The following is an 18,205-nucleotide window of genomic DNA, read 5'->3' as shown; positions in this document are numbered from 1 at the left end:
ACATGAAAAATTATAAACAAACATTAGCATATACTTTTTTAGCCATTATTGGTTTAACCTTTAATTCTTGTACAAAAGACTTTACCGAAGTTAATACCGATCCTATTGGCAAGAGCACAACAACAGCAAACCAATTATTAGCACCTGCTTTAGTTGGTGTTCTTAACGCAAATATGAGCAGAAATTGGAATTTTAATAACCAGCTAATGCAAGTAACAGTTGAAATTAACGATTCGGAAGGTCGTGTTTTTAGGTACGATGTACGAAGAACACAGGCAGATTATACCTGGAACAATTGGTACTTATTTTTAACTGATTTAAAAGATATTTATACCATTGCCAGCAAGCCAGAATCGCTAAACAAATCATATCAAGGCATATCACTTGTTGCTCAAACTTGGGTATCTCAATTATTAACTGATACTTATGGAGATGTACCTTATAGCGAAGCCAATTTAGGTAAAGAGGGAAACGTACAACCTAAATTTGACAGACAAAAAGATATTTATGCTGATATGTTTGCCAAATTAGAACAAGCTAACCAACTTTTAAAAGAGGGTACGCCAATTAATACCACTGGCGATCCTGTTTTTCAAGGCGATGTTTCAAAATGGAGAAGGTTTTGCAACTCGTTATATTTACGATTATTATTAAGGGCATCGGGCAAAGCCGAAGTTGCGCCAACTATAATTGCCAAAATAAAACAAATTGTTGATGGCAATCCATCAGAATATCCGATAATGCAAAATAATACCCACACGGCTAAAATTTTATGGAACGGAACAAACAGTAGTACCGCAGTTTTTTCATCACCATTTATGGTGAATATTAGAGCTGCTGATTTCAGAGGAATTCCTATTTGCAATTTCTTTTTGGGTAATCTGGTAACATGGGATGACCCCCGTATGAATAGTAATTTAACAGGTAACAATGTTAATCGTTTTTGTATAGATGCTGCACCAAATGGTGGTTTTGTTGGTATTCCAAGTGGTTATGCTCAGGGATCTGGTCTTACGGTTTTATCTCACTTTAATTCTGATGCTGAAAATAAGCCCACCTTACAAACTGATCGTTTTACAGGTATAATTATGAATGCTGCCGAAGTTGATTTTATTTTGGCAGAAGCTGCTGCAAGAGGATGGATTAGTGGCCCAACTGAAAAATATTACTACAAAGGAATGGTTGATGCGATAAATTATTGGTTGCCAAATTACATCAGTACAACAACTGATAGTAGGTTTATTGATTATGTACAGGCAGCCAATTTAGATTGGGATTCAACACTTCCATTGGATAATACCACATCCGGAAATAGTCAGTTAGAAATGATTCATATACAAAAATACTACGCAATGTTTTTGGTGGATTTTCAGCAATGGTTTGAATATCGCCGTACCGGGCATCCTATTCTACCAAAAGGACCCGGTTTGGTTAACAACCAAAAAATGCCAGCAAGGTTAAATTATCCAGTGGTAACACAATCAACAAATCCAACTAGTTATAATAATGCAATAGCTGCACAAGGTGCTGATGACATAAATACCTTAATGTGGTGGCAGAAACCATAATTATTTAAAATTGAGTTAAAAAGTTATGAATAAAATAATAAGAAATATGCTGTTTGCACTAGGGTGTATTGCAGTTATAATAAGTTGTAAAAGAGATACCGATTACGTATTATCAACACCTAGTATGTTTATCCCAAATGTTGATTTACGCAAAATTTATAAAAATACTGAAGTAACGCTTACAACCGAAAATATGCGTGGGGCCAGTATGGTTAAAGGGCAGGTAATTTCTGATCATTCTACCAATAATTTGCCATCGGGTTTGCTCATCATTCAAAATACTAGAATTGTTGGTGGGCTAGATTCATTAAGAGGTATTGCCATAAACATTGGTGCTGATGCTGCAAAATATGTTCCTGGCGATTCTGTTCATGTTAAAATTGAAGGTGGAGTGTTGAAACGTGTTGATGGTACGTTACAAATTATGGGCAAAACTGCTGCTGATGTTACTAAAATTGCTTCAGGTAAAACTTTATATATTTCGAGAGGATATGGCAATCTAATAGCTACTTATCCAGATAGGTACGAATGTACTTTGCTAACTATTTATAAATGCACATTCAATCCAACATTATCTGCTACAGAAACCTTAGCAGGCGATAAAGTTTTAAATGATGGTACAGATGATTTCGGATTCTATACCAATCCAACAGCGTCATTTGCATCTGTAAAGCCACCATATTCTGGTAATTATAAAGGGATAATAATCAATAAAATCGTTAATGATAAAATACTTCCACAACTACGTATAACTAATGCTAATGATATTGGCGCTTTAAGCACTAACATTGATGCTCCTGAATGTGTAATTTCAGGCTTTATAAGTGATGTAAATGGTGGTGATGGCAATAATGAATACGTTCAGCTCAGGGCTACTAAAGATATTAATTTTGCCAGCACGCCTTTTTCTTTAATAGTTTCTAATAATGCTGGAGCATCTGTACCAACGGGTGTACCAGCACAAGGTTGGGCAACTGGCCAGCAGCGTACTTACAAAATAAATCTAACTTCTGGCACTGTAAGCAAAGGCGAATTTTTCTATGTTGGTGGTATAAATAAATTAATTAACGGCGCTAATTCTACATCAATTGCCTCATCAAAATGGATTAGGGCATTAGATTATAATAAGGTGAGCGATCGTTTTAACTCAGCTAGTACAGTTACTGGTAATGCCACCACGGGTTTAATGGCAAATAGTGGTAATGCATTCGGGATGGCAGTATTTAGAGGTATTGAGGTTACCGGAGCTACTGTACCTATCGATGTATTGTGGGTTAGTACTGGCGGGCTATTATATCAATCTGGCGGTGCCCCTAATTATGGTGGAGGTTACAGAATTGGTAATACTGATATTTACGATATCATTAATCCTCAAAATTTAGTTCCTCAACCTTTTTACAGAGCAGGTACAAATACACAATCGTTAACCTATTTAACTGCAGATTTAGGCTATTTCTACCTTTTAGGCGGCGCTTATGATACAAAATTAAATAAATGGGTAAAAGCAAGAATGCAAACTCCGATTCTTTTAACTAAAACCTCAGCACTTAAAGATATTGAGCCTGCTAACGCAACTGAAATAAGATAATAAATTTAAAAATATCTATAAAAATCTTTGTCATCTGCGGAAGAAATTATTTTATATTCTTCCGCAGTAAGTAAAAAATCATTCATAATGAATAGAAGATCCTTTATTCAAAAATCAACCTTATTAACCACAACCTTATTTGTTAGTTTAAAATCGTTTCCATCTTCTTTATTCACTGTTGATGGATTGGTAAGCGGAACGGTAACCAGCAAAGGTAAAGCTATTTCTGGTGTAGTGATTTCTGATGGCTACAGCGTTGTACAGACCGATAGAATGGGTAATTACCAGATCCAACTCCATGAGCTTGCCCGTTTTGTTTGGATCAGCACCCCTTCGGGTTACGAGTTTAAAACAGAAAGTAGCATAGCACGCCACTATTATAAACCAGACACCGCTGGTAAGTTAAACTTCGATCTTAAGCCACTAAAACAAAACGATAACAAACATAACTTTATCATTTGGGCAGATCCTCAGGTGAAGAATAAAAAGGATGTTCAGCAAATGATGGAAACTTCAGTTCCTGACACAAGAGAAGTGGTAAAAACAATGGGGAAAACACCTGTTCATGGCATCGGTGTTGGAGATTTAGTTTGGGATAATTTTGATCTTTTTCCTGCATATGATGAGGCTATTGCTAAAATCGGGATTCCATTTTTCCAGGCATTAGGAAATCATGATCAGGATTACAGGCAGGGAGGTGATGATACTTCTGACCGGACTTTTCAAGCACATTATGGTCCAACTTATTACTCTTTTAACAGAGGTAAAGCGCATTATGTAGTTTTAGATGATGTACGTTATTTGGGCGTAGAAAGAACTTACGACGGATACATCACCCCAACACAGTTAGAATGGTTGGCCAAAGATCTGCAACTGGTGCCTAAAGATGCATTACTGATTATCTGCCTTCATATTCCGGTACATAATGCCGTTAAAAATAAAGATGATTTTTATGCCGTGCTGAAAGATTTCAAAAACGTGCATATCATGTCTGGACACACTCATTTTAATAAAAATGTAATCAAAAACGGCATTTATGAGCATAATCATGGTACTGTTTGCGGCGGATGGTGGACAGGCCCAATTTGTGAAGATGGTACACCACGTGGCTATGGCGTTTATGAAGTAGACGGAACCAATCTGAAATGGTACTACAAATCTACCGGAAGAGATAGGAAAGAACAACTTGATATTTATGTAGATACATTAACCAATCAGAAAAGGTTAATTGCCAACGTTTGGAATTATGATCCTGAATGGACAGTAGAATATTTTCTGGATGGAAAAGCAATGGGTGTATTAGCTCAGCAAGATGGTTATGATCCACTGGCAGTAAAGCTGTATAAAGGCGATAAACTGCCAAATCCGAGGCCGTTTGTAGAGCCAAGATCAACAGATCATTTGTTTTTGGCACATTTCGAACCATCGGTTAAAAAAGTAAAGGTAGTTGCTACCGACCGTTTCGGAGAAAAATTTGAGGCAGAAATTAATGCGTAACTCATGTGCTGTCGGATCCTGTGCTGTCAAATGTTACCATCTGACGGATTAATGATTTCAAAAACTAAACTAATTATAGATTAACAGCGTCAGATGGTAACATCTGAAGCCACTATAAAATCTCTTCTAAATATGAAACTGAATACAACAGCAATTTTTATTTTAATATCTGCATTTGCAGTTAAATCATTTAGCCAGGAAGTTAAATTTCCGGCATTTAGCGCAGAAGCGCATCGTGGCGGAAGAGGTCTGATGCCTGAGAATACCATTGCGGCCATGTTAAATGCCATGAAAATAGAAGGAATTACCACTTTGGAAATGGATACCCACATCTCTAAAGATGGTAAGGTTGTGGTAACACACGATGATTATCTGAGTCCGGCATTTATGCTTACACCAGATGGGAAGGATATCCCTGTAACAGATGCCAAAAAATATCCGGTTTTTGGAATGAACTATGCAGAAATTAAACAGTTCGATTTGGGGACCAAATATTACGATTTGTTTCCTCAGCAGAAGAAAGAAAAAACGCATCTTCCTTTACTTTCCGATCTGATTGATGCCGTTCAGCATGATATCAAGGCCAATAAACGTAAACAGTTTTTTTATAACATCGAAACTAAATGTAGTGTGAGTGGAGATGGGGTCACTAATCCTAAGCCTGAAGAATTTGTTAAACTTTTAATGGATGTGATTTTGAAGAAAAAAATCGCTGATTTTGTGGTGGTTCAATCTTTTGATAAAAGGACAATCCAGCTTATTCATGAAAAGTACCCAAAAATGAAAACCTCTTTTTTGGTGGCCAATAAAAAAACATATGAAGAGAATATCGCCGATTTAGGTTTTAAACCATTTATTTTAAGTCCGGTGTGGCAAATGGTAAACGAAGAACTGGTTAAAAAAGCACATGCTGATGGTGTGAAAATCATTCCCTGGACGGCCAATACCTTAGCCGATATTCAGAAATTAAAAGCCTTAAATGTGGATGGTATTATTTCTGATTATCCGGATATTTTAGTTCAGGCAAAATAGTATTTTAGGTCTTTATAAAATATTATATGAAAGCACTTTTTAACAAGTTATGGTTAACTGCTGTTGTATTTACGCTGAGTTTTACGGCAGCTAGCGCTCAGGTAGTAAAATGGGACAGCACTTACCGCCCCGGGAAATATGTTGAGCTGGTGGCTAAGTTTAAAGCCGATCTAATATCTAAAACAGATTTCGTCTTTTTGGGTAACAGCATTACCGCTGGCACGGATTGGGCTAAGCTTTTAGATCTTCCCCAAGCAAAAAACAGAGGAATTTCAGGCGATATTACCTTTGGCGTTTTAGAGCGTTTACAAGATGTAATTGATGGTAAACCTGCAAAGGTTTTTATCCTGATTGGTATAAACGATATTTCCCGGAATATTCCGGATAGTGTGATCTTAAAAAATTATAAAACAATGATCGCCCGGATCAGAAAGGGATCGAAGAAAACAAAGATTTATTTTAATACACTTTTGCCTGTGAATGCTGCTTTCGAAAAATTTAAAAACCATTATGGCAAAGACGAACATATTCTTTGGTTAAATGATGAAATCAGGAAATTTGCGGCTAAAAATGTAACGGTTATCGATCTGTATCCAAATTTTACCGATCAGGACAAACATTTAAAGGCTGATCTCACCAAGGATGGTTTACACCTTATTCCTGCCGGATATCAGGTTTGGGCCGATTTTCTTAAAAAGTCTGGCTATTTAACTGAGAAATAATATGATTAGAAAGAAGTCAAGTTTCAAAAAACTTGACTTCTTGGGAGAACTACAAAATAAAAACATGCTGTGGCTAGCTTTTGGACTTTGTTAAATAAAAAGGTTTTGGCCAGCTGTCTCCACTTTTCCTTTATCGATATTTTTTAAGCCAGGTACACTGCCTAGCTTTTTTGTTTTAGTATATTGAAGGATATATCTTTCGGTTTCCACATTCTCGTCGCCATTAAAAATGATACCTTTAATCGGGATTTCGTACTTTTTAAGCAGGTTGATTGATAAAAGGGTGTGATTAATACTGCCTAAATAATTTTGTGAAACCAGTATCACTTCAACATTCAACTTTTTGATCAGATCGATAATCAGTTCTTTTTCGTTTAAGGGTACCATTAAACCGCCAGCACCCTCAATAATCAGATTGTTATCCGTTAAAGGCATATGGATTTTGTTGAGATCAATCTCAATGCCATCCAATTTTGCAGATAAATGCGGTGATAGGGGTTGTGTTAACCTATAGCTTTCTGGGTGGATAACCGTTTGCGTATTGCTTATTAAATTACCTAATGTTATGCTATCGCTGGTATCTAAATCTCCCGATTGGATTGGTTTCCAATAATCTGCTTTTAGTTTTTCTGTTAAAATGGCACTGATTAATGTTTTTCCGATGCCCGTTCCAATGCCTGTGATAAAATATTTAGCCATTTAATTCAATTCTTTAAGATGATTAACCAACGAAATAATTTCCTCGTCGGTATTAAAGTTGTGAAGACAGATTCTCAGCCTTTCTTTGCCCAAAGCAACTGTTGGGCTTAATATTGCCCGTACATCAAAACCTTTACTTTGCAGTGTGGTGGCGGCCAGTTTAGTAGCTTCATTTGATGAAAACAAAATGCCCTGAATAGCACTTTCGCTATCAAGTGCATTAATGTTTTGCGCTTTTAACATTTTTCTAAACAATGCAATTTTTTGATGAATCAGCTGATGATCAATATTCTTTAAGTGTTGGTATGCCGATCTAACTGCAACTATATTATGAATGGGAGCAGCCGTGGTGTAAATGAACGATCTTGCAAAATTGATCAGGTAATGGCGCAAGTTTTTACTTCCTAAAATGATGGCTCCATGTACGCCCAAGGCTTTCCCAAAGGTTACAATTCGTGCAAATACCTTACTGGTTAGATTAAGCTGGTTGATCAGTCCGCGGCCGTTTGCGCCAAAAACTCCGGTAGCATGAGCTTCATCTACAATCAGGCTGGCCTGATAACGCTCGCAAAGATTTGCGATCTCTATTAATGGAGCAATATCTCCATCCATAGAATAAATGCTTTCTACCACTACAAAAATATTTCCTTTCGCCAGTTTCAGTTTGGTTTCTAGATCGTTTATTTTGTTATGAAGAAATTTATAACGCGTAGCATGGCTTAACCTACAGCCATCTATAATGCTGGCGTGAATCAATTCGTCAGTAATAATGGTATCGCCGCGTTGTGGGATGCTTGATAATAGCCCTATATTGGCATCATACCCAGAATTAAAGATCAATCCACTTTCAGCCAGGTGAAAATCGGCAATAAACTGTTCGGTTTCTTCAGTGAATGCAGTATTTCCGCTTAATAGTCGCGAGCCGCCAGCTCCGTTCAGGTAATTGGGGAGTGTGGCTATGGTACTGTTTATCTGTTTTTTTAATTCACTAGATCTGGCAAAACCTAAATAATCATTAGAACAAAAATCGAAAGGAGGGATGTTAATCGATAAATTCCTGATCGAAAGGTTATCTTTTCGTTCCTGAAGTTTGCCGTTAAGAAACTGTTCAATTTTGCTCATCGCTCAAAAGTAAAAAAAGCGCCCCGAATAATCGGAACGCTTTCAAAAATATAATTAATTAATATTTGAGCTATTTATCCTTGTGCAGGAGGATTAGAAACTACAGGTGCTTTGTCTTTTTTACCTCTACCACCCATTCCTTTTCTCATTTTCTCTCCTTTTTCTCTGGCTTCGGCACGGAAAGCATCCATTTTGGTTTTTTGTTCAGCAGTTAGAATGCCGTCTATTTTAGCTTTTTGCTCATCAATAGCGGCTTTACGTTCTTTCATTTTGCCTTTCATATCGCCTTGGTCAACAGATCTCCAGGCCTCCATTTTCTTTGCATTTTCCAATTCAATAGCATAAATTTTGGTTTTTTGATCAGCGGTTAAGCTTAGCTGTTTTTCTAATCTGGCAGTTACCTTTTCTGCTCTTTGCTCGGCAGTCATTTTAGGCATTGTCCGCCTTACTCTCTTCGTACTGTCTTGAGCAAATGCAGCGGTTAATCCCATTACTGCAATTGCTATTGTTAAAATTACCTTTTTCATGTTCTGTTTTTTTATGTGTTTGTTAAAACAATAGATACATAAAAACGCAAACGGTTTAATCGGGCTTTGTTAAAAATTGTTAATTTTTATTTAATTGAGAGATTGATTTCTGCATTTGCGCCATCATTTGTGTCAAGGTTTCCATTGTTGGGTCTGGTGCAGGTTCAGGTAATGAAGTAGATATATATGCCTTGGCTTTCCAGATTTCCAGAATGTCGTCGGCAGCAATTGTATAGGCATCGTATACCTTATTATCTGATATTAGCTTTAAATCTTTATTCTCTCTGAAACGGTTACCAGCTCTTTTGTATACTACACCTTCATTTTTACTAATTACGATGTAAGTTTCGCCGGTTTTTACTTCGTTCCAGTTATCCAGGTATTCACCGATAATCACACTGCCTGGTTGCACGGGCAACATACTATCGCCCATAATTTCAAAAGCCCTAAAGGTACCTTGTCTTAATGCCGCTAATGGAAGTTGAAATTTCGGCAGGTCGCTAATGTATTGAGGATCAGAAAAACCGTTCAAATAACCAGCACTCGCTTTAACCGGAACCAATTCGATGTTTTCGCGGTCGTTCTGGTCAACAGAAATACTCAGTACCCTTAGGTTAGAACCCTGGCTTTTTGGCTTCGGTTTCCAGCTGTCAGATATTTTCTCATTGATGAATTCATCGATGGTAAGATCAAAATATTCGGCTATTTTTTTTAGCAAATCATATTTAGGCTCTGCCCGGTCTTCCTCGTAAGCCCCGATGAGCGATCTCTTGATTTCCATAATATCAGCGAAATTTTGCTGTGTATGGCCTTTTTTCTTCCTGAGGTACTTTAAATTATTTGAAATATTTGACATAAAAATAAATTTTAAAATAAATTTGGAATTACTAAAATAGTTAGTAATTTTATGCTCATAAAGTTAGTAATATTATTTTGAATTGCAAGAGGGTATACTAAATAGTTTAGTTTTAATTTTTAAACATAAGATCATGAAAAAGTTTGTTTATATCGTTACCGACAGAAATCGTACAAGTATGCACGTGGGCATGAGCTCTGATTTAATGAAGACACTGGATTTCTACAAACAGATGCCAAACTTATTTTTTGATAATGGGCAACAATTAACCCGCCTTGTTTATTTTGAAGAGTTTAAAACAGAAGCTCAAGCTTTGCTTCGTTTTAAATCAATTAGTCGGTTTACACGCATGCAAAAAGAACGTTTGGTAAGATCATGTAATCCAGATTGGATTGATTTAACTATAGGGCTCGATTTCGAAAATATTCTTTTACATCGGAATATAAGCAATCAGGTTAAACTATCATTTACGAGTTTATCTTAGTCAATGCTAAGATTTAAAATTTTCATAATTGAATTAAAGATCATGCTTAATAAATCTACCTATAAAAAAAATGCTTGAATGATAAGGATCACCTGTATCCAATCATTCAAGCACTAGCTAGTTTTCTTATTTGTTAATTTATTTATTTTCTCATTCAATTAGTCTCTCATTTCACCATTCAATTTTTTTACCATCCCGGTGCAAATGTTAAACCAAATACTCCAGTTTTAACATCTTTCCTTTGGAAAGGAATTGCATAATAAGGTTCCAATACAAAATAGCCAAAAACGTTAACCCTTACCGATATACCAACACTCATTGCTGGTACACGTTCCGTTGTAGATTGATAGGTAACTGGATTTCCTTTATCATCTTTAACTGGAACACCATTGTTATCTAATACAGGTTCTGTAGTGTAAGTCGGCTCACTTTTAAACTTTACTTTGGTATCGTTTGTCCAGGCTAAACCTGCATCAAAGAATAAATTCAGATCAGAGAATAAAAATTTAGAAGGTATTGCAGCTAACTTTTTCGGCCCTGTAAAAGGTAAACGTACTTCGAAGTTAAAAACGGCTATTTTACTTCCTGTTAACTGGTTAATATCGAAAGATTCTGACGATTGAGCAGAGGTACTTTTGTAAATTGAGTTTGATTCATAACCTCTAATTAAATAAGGATAACCCAGATACATTGGATAAAGTCTATCTGCATCTTTACCGATTCTTAAAGTATTGTAACTTCTTACGGCAAAAGTTACAGGCTTAGCTCTCCAATATTTACGAAGATCGGCAGTTACACCAGCAAAATTATAGGAGCCAAAATACTTTTCCCCACTTACACGGTATCTAAAACCATCAAGCGGACCAGTAAGGCCAAAAATAGAATTATCACCAACAAAACCGGCGTTTAACTGATAAAGTGTAAAAGAATTAAACGGAATGCCGTAGTCCTGAGAAGCAACGTCGTTAGAAATCCTGCTTTTGTCTGAACCAATATAGTAACCCGCCGAATTGTAATAGTTGCTATATCGATCAACTCTGTAACTATAATGTGAAAATGCGCCGCCCAATTCAAATCTGTGTATTTTACTAAACGGATAAGCCCCAAAAACCTGTATCTGATCCTCGAAAGTTCTAATAATATCCGTTCTGTCTGCTAAGGCATTAACAGTTTGATTATCACCTACAGGGATATTTTCGTATCCATAAGACCTAAATCCTGATACATAAGGGATATGGGAAACAGCCGCACCCCAATTGATCCTGCTTTTCTGATTGATATAACCCACCAAGCCGCCAAAATCATAAATTTCTCCATTTACGGATAGGTTTGCGATGATTTGATTGGTGCCTAATATATCGCTAAACATACCCACAATACCTCCCGAAACACCAGTTCCGAAACGGCTGGTAGAAACACCAACACCACTATTGGCTAAATAATCTAACCTGAATTTCGGTTTGTAGGGCACAGTCCTCATCGAATCGGCTATGGTTTTTTCGAAACGGTCAAAATTATTTAAATTAGAATTGATGATGTTTACACCTATGTTTTCCATTGGAGGAAGAATAGCTGCATCAAAATTTTCCTCCTGATTACCAATTCGTTTCGCTTTAAAGCTGCTTAACTTGGCATTGTACAAAGTATAGCGTTGGTAGCGATAATAGCTGTACACTATATCATCAGTTGTAGAAACCGAAATTGCAGGCGAAAATTCGGTAATCCCGCTAATTCCTGTGAAATAATCAGTTAACTGATCTACTGTATTATCTGCGAAATTGTATTTATATAAATTCCTAAATCCATCTCTGTTAGATAGGAAATAGATATTTTGACTATTTGAAGAGAACTGTGCATTTAGATTATTTGCTCCTGGAAAAACATTTAAATTGCTCACCGTTTTTGAAGCGATATCGTAAACAGCCAGGTTTATAGGCAGTACCGCATTAACTACATTCGCCTGAATTGCTGCTCTATCTGATGAAAATACCAATTTTTTACCATCGGGAGAGTAACTGGGTGCATAATCAGAATATACATCGTTAGTAATTTGAGTAATTGTTTTGGTGTCTAAGTTGTAAGAGAAGATATCGCTCTGTCCTTCGACCATGCCCGAAAAAGCCACATCTTTTCCATTTGGCGACCAGGTTAAATTACCGAATTGCTGCACCTGATCCATCGCTGTTTGAGAAACTGTGGTTCCGTTTGAAACATTGATAATCATCATCTGGTTTTTGCCATGGCTGAAGATACTGAAAGCAAACTGTTTACTGTCCGGCGACCATGCTCCAGCTGACTCTATAAAGTTAAAATCATCGATATGGCCATTAGAGATCTGGCTGCTCAGCTTCCTGATAATTCTTCCGGTTTTGGCATCTGCAAGAAATAAATCAATACCAAAAAGGTCTTTTTCAGACATGAAAGCCAAATATTTTCCATCTGGACTAAGGGCAGGGGCAACGTTCATATTGCCTGCGTTTTTATTGTCGATGATTTTTGTACCCGTAATTTTGATCTGCGAACTATCTGCTTTTAACATTGGTTTATAATGCGCATCGATCGAATTTTTCCATAAACCCGACAATGTTTTGTCATCATAGCCAAAAGTATACCTGATGGCGTTTTCATAACCATATTTTGCAGTATTCTTAAACAAGGGAACGATAGTGGTATCGCCGTACTGAGAACCTATGTAAGTCCAAAATGCCTGACCATAGCGGTAAGGGAAATATTTGTTAGAGTTGGTCAAATCTTTCAGCGAAGGGATATCACGGTTCAACATGGCATCGCGCATCCACATGGAAGTAAATGCATCCTTTTTTCCGATCGACAAATATTCAGCCATACCTTCAACCATCCATAATGGTGTTTGCCCAACATTTTCTAAGCTAATCGAATCTTTTTCGAGCAAAAGATGGTATTGAAAAGCGTGAACAAGCTCGTGACCTAAAACATGCCTTGTTTGGCTATTTAGCTCCATAACAGGCATAATCACCCTGTTTTTTAGTGCCTCTGTAACTCCACCGGTACCAATTCCAATTTCTCCGTTAAGTGCTGTTGTTTGTTGGAAATCAGGATGGTTATTATACAGTATAATAGGGTTTTTCTTTAAAAAAGTATCTCTAAAAACTTCCTGATGCATTTTGTACCAGGTTTCGGCATCTTGCGAAAACCGTTTTAAAAGTTTCTCGTTTTTGATGTAGTAGTAAATCTCGAAATGGGGTGTTTGCAAAACTTTAAAGTCGAGTTTTTTATACCTTACCTTGTTTTGTCCGAAGTATTGGGCCTTAACAGAAAAAGAAAGAATAAGCAGGAGCAATAAAGAAGAATATCGCCTTAATAAAGTAGAGCCTATTTTCATATATGTAGTTTTAGTAATGAAGTTCAATAATTTATGAAAATGAAATTGTATGAGATTTGGGAAATAAAAATAGCAATTGTTTAAAACAGTATTAAAATTTTAACACTTTTTAAAAATTTTTCTAATCAAAAGCGCGGATAGTTGATGTATCTGCGCTATTTATTGCAATAAAAATTAAGGCTGAATGTTCTCGTTCTTTTTCTTTTCTTTTTCTTCCTGACGTTGCTTCCTTCTCAGTTCTCTTTCTTCCTTTCTGGTTAAAGGAACAGTAGTTGCTGGAGGAGTTTGAACAGGTTCAACTTTCTTTTCTTCTTTTTTTACTTCAGGTTCAACCGTTACAGGGATAACCGTTTCTGGTGTTTCAGGAACGGTAAAATCTGTTGAATCTACTGTTAAGCTGTCAGTTGATGTAGTATCTCTAATAATCCGTGGGCTAGGGCAGTTGTAGGTTCTGGTAATATCAACCGTTGCTTTTGGAAACGGGCCATAGGTATAACCAGAGCTTGGATCGAGGTATACTTTCTCCATAAACTTAGCGAAAATAGGTAGTGCCGTTCTGGAGCCTTCTCCTTGTTCGCCGTTTTTAAAGTGTGCAGTTCTTTCGTCACAACCCACCCAAACACCAGTTACCAGATCTTTGGTTAAACCCATATACCATGCGTCTACATAATCAGAAGAAGTACCTGTTTTACCACCAATTTGATTGTTTTTTCTAAATAGATCTGGCCATTCCCACAATGCCTGCGATGTACCTTCTGGTTCTTCCATACCACCACGGAACATATAAGTCATTAACCAGGCAATTTCTTCTGTTAAAACCCTTTTTGTTTTAGGTTTAAATTCATCAATTACATTATTATCCTGATCGGTAATTTTCTCAACTAAAATGGGGTCAGTTTTGATGCCTTTATTCATAAAGGTAGCATAAGCTTTTACCATTTCATAAACTGTAACATCGTTTGAACCCAAACTTACAGATGGAACGGATTCCAGATGGCTATCGATTCCGCACTCGTGCGCATATTTTACAACATTATCCCAGCCCACCTTTTCGGTTACCTGAGCTGTAATGGTGTTTACTGATTTCGCCATTGCCCACCTTAAACTCATTTCGCGGTACGAAACACTGTAATCGGCATTTTTTGGCTCCCAATATTTTGTTTCACCTTTATCCTGATAAGCAATTTTAACAGGTTTATCTGTAAATTTATCACAAGGACTCATGCCTTGTTCTAATGCGGTTAAATAAGCAAAAGGTTTAAAAGTAGAACCTGCCTGGCGTTTAGATTGATTAACGTGATCGTATTTGAAAAATTTATGGTCTATACCACCAACCCAAACTTTAATCTTACCACTTGCGGGTTCCATGGTCATCATTCCGGTATTCATGATTTTACCGTAATAACGGATAGAATCTAAAGTAGAGAATGAAGTATCGCGATCGCCTTTGTAAGTGAAGATCTGCATCCTTTTCTTTTTGTTAAAATAAGCGGTAACAGAATCTGGATCGTTAGGGAATTTCTTTTGTAAAAGCGCGTAAATCGGCAAGTTTTTCATCGCTCTCTCGGGATAATTTACCTTTTGTTTTTCAGAATCGTACCAGGGATCTTCGTTGCCCCATACATTATAAAACCTGCGCTGTAAAATCCTCATCTGATCAGCAACTGCATCCTCAGCATATTTTTGAAGTTTAGAATCGATGGTCGTATAAATTTTTAATCCATCTTCGTAAAGGTCGTAACCATTATCAGTACACCATTTCTCTAAGTATTTTGCCACAGCTGCCCTTAAATAAGAGTCACCGTCGCTACCATCCTGCATTTTGCCTTCTTTTAGTTTAATCGGCTCCTTAGATAATTCTGCCAGACTATCTTTGCTCAGGTACTTGTACTTGTTCATTTGTGCAAGCACCACATTTCTTCGTTCTAAAGCTTTTGCGGGGTTTTTAGTTGGATTATATAAGGTTGTGCCCTTTAGCATACCTACAAGCATCGCCGCGTCTGTAGTGGCTAAATCTTTTGCTTCCTTATCAAAGTAAATCCTGCTGGCTGTTTTTATCCCATAAGTATTGTTACCGAAAGAAACAGTATTCAGGTACATGGTGATAATATCATTTTTAGAATAGTTAGATTCTAACTTTACAGCAGTCATCCATTCCTTTAATTTTACAATTAAGGTTCTTACCAAAGGTATTTTGATCAATAATCCCTGCGATTTATTATACCGAGTACGGTAAAGATTTTTTGCCAATTGCTGGGTAATGGTACTGGCCCCGCCATCTTTTCCTAAACCAATAACTGCACGGCCAACCGCTTGTATATCAATACCCCAATGTTTGTAGAAACGCACATCTTCGGTAGCAACCAAAGCCTGTACTACGCTAGGCGCAATTTCATTATAATTTACAGGCGTTCTATTTTCTTTAAAGTATCGGCCAATGAGTTTTCCATCGGCAGTGTAAAGTTCCGAACCTACACGAAGAGTAGGCGCTTTAATATCCCGAACACTTGGTGAGTAGCCAAATAGCCACAAAAAGTTTAATTGAAGGGCAGAAAAGAAAATTATTATAAAAAATAAAAATATTATAGAATAACGTAAGTATTTGTTTTTTATCTCTTTAAACATATTGGATAAGATGATCTTTAGGTAAAAGCTGTGGCGTTAAATATAAAAAACTCTATATGCAAATTAACGCATTTAATTTACTTATTTTTTAGTTCTATATTTAAATTATTGATGCATCGATTTATCTAAAAACAATATATGATTATGAAAAACGAATTTAAAGGATTAATTGTACAAGGAGATAAGAAATTTTCTTTAAAAAACCATAAAACAGATTATACTGGCGGTTATAATAAAGAAAAAGCTAAAGATGCATTGGTGAATTCGAAAATAGAACTCAATCATTTACAGGAGAAATTATATGCATCTGGAAAACATTCGGTTCTGATTATTTTTCAGGCGATGGATGCCGCAGGGAAAGACAGCGCAATCGAACATGTAATGAGTGGATTAAATCCACAGGGATGCCAGGTATATACTTTTAAAGTGCCAACATCGGAAGAATATGAACATGATTTTTTGTGGAGACATTATAAAGCCTTGCCAGAGCGTGGCAGGATAGGTATTCATAACCGTTCTCATTATGAGAACGTGTTGGTTTGTAAGGTGCATCCAGAATATGTGTTAAGCGAAAACATCCCGGGTTTTAATGATGTAAAAAAGATAAATAAAAGCTTTTGGCAACAGCGTTATAAGAGTATTAAAAATTTTGAGGAGCATTTAACGGCTAATGGAACAGTAATTCTGAAATTCTTTTTAAACGTGAGCAGAGATGAACAGAAACAACGCTTTTTAGAACGGATTGATGATCCTACTAAAAACTGGAAATTCTCTTCGGGTGATATTAAAGAAAGGGCTTTATGGGATAAGTATATGGAAGCCTATCAGGACGCGATTAACGAAACAAGCACAGCAGAATCGCCTTGGCACATCATACCAGCCGATAAAAAATGGTTTGCCCGATTGGCAATAAGTGAAATTATTGAAGATAAATTAAAAAGCCTGGATCTGAAGTTTCCTGTTTTGGGTGAAGCAGAAGTGGCCAAACTCGATGAAACAAAAAGTATTTTATTGAGTGAATAAAAAAATGCAGGTCTATAAGCCGGGTTCTGTTTCCTGATTGCTCAGGATTTCTATCATTTATCCACTATAAACGTTGCCGTTTATCTCTAACGACCTACCCACTAACATCGGACGGGCAGCCCTACGTACGTTAGCCTATTTGGTCTTTCAACTCCCGGGGTTTACAAACCACTACAGTCGCCTGTAGTGCTCGTGCGCTCTTACCGCACGTTTTCACCCTTACTCCGACATGAGCCGGGGCGGTATATTTTCTGTTGCACTGATCCGTAATTCAGGTTTTCAATCCTGAATCCCTTTCCGTTAGAAAGCGGGATGCCCTGTGTTGCCCGGACTTTCCTCTCTTCCGGTTTTACCCGAAACAGCGATAGAACAACCTGCATTTTGCGCAAAGATGAGGTTTTTATCTATATTATCACAATTGTGATAGTACTATTCATTCGCTAGTGCATATATTTCTTCTAGCACCTTTTGAGAAAATCTAAAATTCGTTTCTTGTATTTTCTGAATAATAGGTTTTATTGAAGGAATGATTCCGATATTTTTTGCTTTTAAAATTATGCCTAATGTCCCTGTGAAAAGGAGATTTAGTCTTTGTGCCAGTTTCCTACCTTTATGATCATCTAAAATAAGAAGTGAACTTTCTGATTCTAACGCTAAAGTAATAGCACTTGCTTCGCCTGCATCAATATCCAATGAGTTTTGAAAAGTGATATTTTTAGGTGTTCTAATTTGGATCCAAGGAGGTAAAGGAGAACCAAACTCTGAAGCAATAGTATCTGTTGTAATAATTTTTGAGAAAAGTAATTTCAAAAGGCCTAGCTCCCCAATTTTTTCTAATAGAATGAAGCAACTAGTATCAGCGATTACTATTTCATATTTTTTCTGCATCACTTAACATTTCTGAAATGGGATAGTTAAGTATTGAAACGCCATAATCAGAAAGCAATTCTGCAAAAGTATGTTTTGATAAGCCAGCCATAGCTGCTGCTTGGCCTAATGATAGTTTTCCAGATTCGTATAACTTTGCAGCGATAAAGCGCACCGTATCGTGTTCATGTTCGCCTAAGCTATCTGGAACTTGTAGGGTTATCGTTGTCATGC

At 36.7% G+C, this 18,205-nt stretch carries 15 protein-coding genes and 1 other RNA gene; 7 read left to right on the top strand and 9 right to left on the bottom strand.

The window, feature by feature from the left end:
* The first annotated feature begins 2 nt into the window (after positions 1-2).
* The 5 genes from AC1RJ8_RS08825 to AC1RJ8_RS08805 all read left to right on the top strand — a co-directional run bounded on the left by AC1RJ8_RS08825 (position 3) and on the right by AC1RJ8_RS08805 (position 6,407).
* Positions 3-1,568 (top strand): SusD/RagB family nutrient-binding outer membrane lipoprotein, encoded by a 1,566-nt coding sequence (locus AC1RJ8_RS08825; protein WP_492953438.1) that lies wholly within the window; start codon positions 3-5, stop codon positions 1,566-1,568.
* A gap of 25 nt (positions 1,569-1,593) precedes the next feature.
* Positions 1,594-3,156: a DUF5689 domain-containing protein gene (locus AC1RJ8_RS08820; RefSeq protein WP_492953439.1), complete on the top strand. Its 1,563-nt coding sequence runs from the start codon at positions 1,594-1,596 to the stop codon at positions 3,154-3,156.
* Between the two features lie 87 nt (positions 3,157-3,243).
* Positions 3,244-4,653 carry a calcineurin-like phosphoesterase C-terminal domain-containing protein gene (locus AC1RJ8_RS08815; protein ID WP_492953440.1) on the top strand — a complete coding sequence of 470 codons (1,410 nt, stop codon included), beginning with the start codon at positions 3,244-3,246 and terminating at the stop codon, positions 4,651-4,653.
* A gap of 132 nt (positions 4,654-4,785) precedes the next feature.
* Complete coding sequence (locus AC1RJ8_RS08810; protein WP_492953441.1) at positions 4,786-5,685, top strand: glycerophosphodiester phosphodiesterase family protein; 900 nt, start codon at positions 4,786-4,788, stop codon at positions 5,683-5,685.
* Between the two features lie 26 nt (positions 5,686-5,711).
* Positions 5,712-6,407: a GDSL-type esterase/lipase family protein gene (locus AC1RJ8_RS08805; RefSeq protein ID WP_492953442.1), complete on the top strand. Its 696-nt coding sequence runs from the start codon at positions 5,712-5,714 to the stop codon at positions 6,405-6,407.
* 90 nt (positions 6,408-6,497) lie between these two features.
* Here the strand turns inward: AC1RJ8_RS08805 and bioD are convergent, their stop codons facing one another.
* The 4 genes from bioD to AC1RJ8_RS08785 form a co-directional block, all read right to left on the bottom strand.
* Positions 6,498-7,106, bottom strand: coding sequence for a dethiobiotin synthase (gene bioD / locus AC1RJ8_RS08800; protein WP_492953443.1), 609 nt, complete (start codon positions 7,104-7,106; stop codon positions 6,498-6,500).
* Positions 7,107-8,228 carry an aminotransferase class I/II-fold pyridoxal phosphate-dependent enzyme gene (locus AC1RJ8_RS08795; protein ID WP_492953444.1) on the bottom strand — a complete coding sequence of 374 codons (1,122 nt, stop codon included), beginning with the start codon at positions 8,226-8,228 and terminating at the stop codon, positions 7,107-7,109.
* Between the two features lie 74 nt (positions 8,229-8,302).
* Entirely contained in the window at positions 8,303-8,755 is a 453-nt protein-coding gene (locus AC1RJ8_RS08790) for a DUF4890 domain-containing protein (RefSeq protein WP_492953445.1), read from the bottom strand.
* Between the two features lie 79 nt (positions 8,756-8,834).
* Positions 8,835-9,611, bottom strand: coding sequence for an XRE family transcriptional regulator (locus AC1RJ8_RS08785; RefSeq protein WP_086546492.1), 777 nt, complete (start codon positions 9,609-9,611; stop codon positions 8,835-8,837).
* 133 nt (positions 9,612-9,744) lie between these two features.
* Between AC1RJ8_RS08785 and AC1RJ8_RS08780 the strand changes: the two genes are divergently transcribed.
* Positions 9,745-10,095: a GIY-YIG nuclease family protein gene (locus AC1RJ8_RS08780; RefSeq protein WP_029275228.1), complete on the top strand. Its 351-nt coding sequence runs from the start codon at positions 9,745-9,747 to the stop codon at positions 10,093-10,095.
* A 187-nt stretch (positions 10,096-10,282) separates the two neighbouring features.
* Here AC1RJ8_RS08780 and AC1RJ8_RS08775 read toward each other — a convergent pair whose 3' ends face one another.
* Complete coding sequence (locus tag AC1RJ8_RS08775) at positions 10,283-13,456, bottom strand: peptidase MA family metallohydrolase (protein WP_492953446.1); 3,174 nt, start codon at positions 13,454-13,456, stop codon at positions 10,283-10,285.
* Between the two features lie 174 nt (positions 13,457-13,630).
* Entirely contained in the window at positions 13,631-16,081 is a 2,451-nt protein-coding gene (locus tag AC1RJ8_RS08770; RefSeq protein WP_492953447.1) for a transglycosylase domain-containing protein, read from the bottom strand.
* Between the two features lie 144 nt (positions 16,082-16,225).
* Here AC1RJ8_RS08770 and AC1RJ8_RS08765 point away from each other — a divergent pair, with 144 nt between their 5' ends.
* Positions 16,226-17,104 carry a polyphosphate kinase 2 family protein gene (locus AC1RJ8_RS08765; RefSeq protein WP_492953448.1) on the top strand — a complete coding sequence of 293 codons (879 nt, stop codon included), beginning with the start codon at positions 16,226-16,228 and terminating at the stop codon, positions 17,102-17,104.
* Here the strand turns inward: AC1RJ8_RS08765 and rnpB are convergent.
* The 3 genes from rnpB to AC1RJ8_RS08750 form a co-directional block, all read right to left on the bottom strand.
* Positions 17,104-17,485, bottom strand: an RNA gene (rnpB, locus tag AC1RJ8_RS08760) — RNase P RNA component class A. The genes AC1RJ8_RS08765 and rnpB overlap by 1 nt on opposite strands.
* 48 nt (positions 17,486-17,533) lie before the next feature.
* On the bottom strand, positions 17,534-17,992 hold the full coding sequence (locus AC1RJ8_RS08755) for a PIN domain-containing protein (protein WP_492953449.1): 459 nt from the start codon (positions 17,990-17,992) through the stop codon (positions 17,534-17,536).
* The gene (locus tag AC1RJ8_RS08750; protein ID WP_492953450.1) at positions 17,976-18,203 is read right to left on the bottom strand and encodes a UPF0175 family protein; all 228 of its coding nucleotides are present in this window, start codon (positions 18,201-18,203) and stop codon (positions 17,976-17,978) included. The genes AC1RJ8_RS08755 and AC1RJ8_RS08750 overlap by 17 nt, the downstream gene beginning before the upstream one ends.
* Positions 18,204-18,205: the final 2 nt, after the last annotated feature.

Source organism: Pedobacter sp. GW822-FHT03F06, assembly GCF_058801365.1.
Note: the sequence above shows the minus strand (reverse complement) of the source record. Positions and strands in the feature narration are given on the sequence as shown.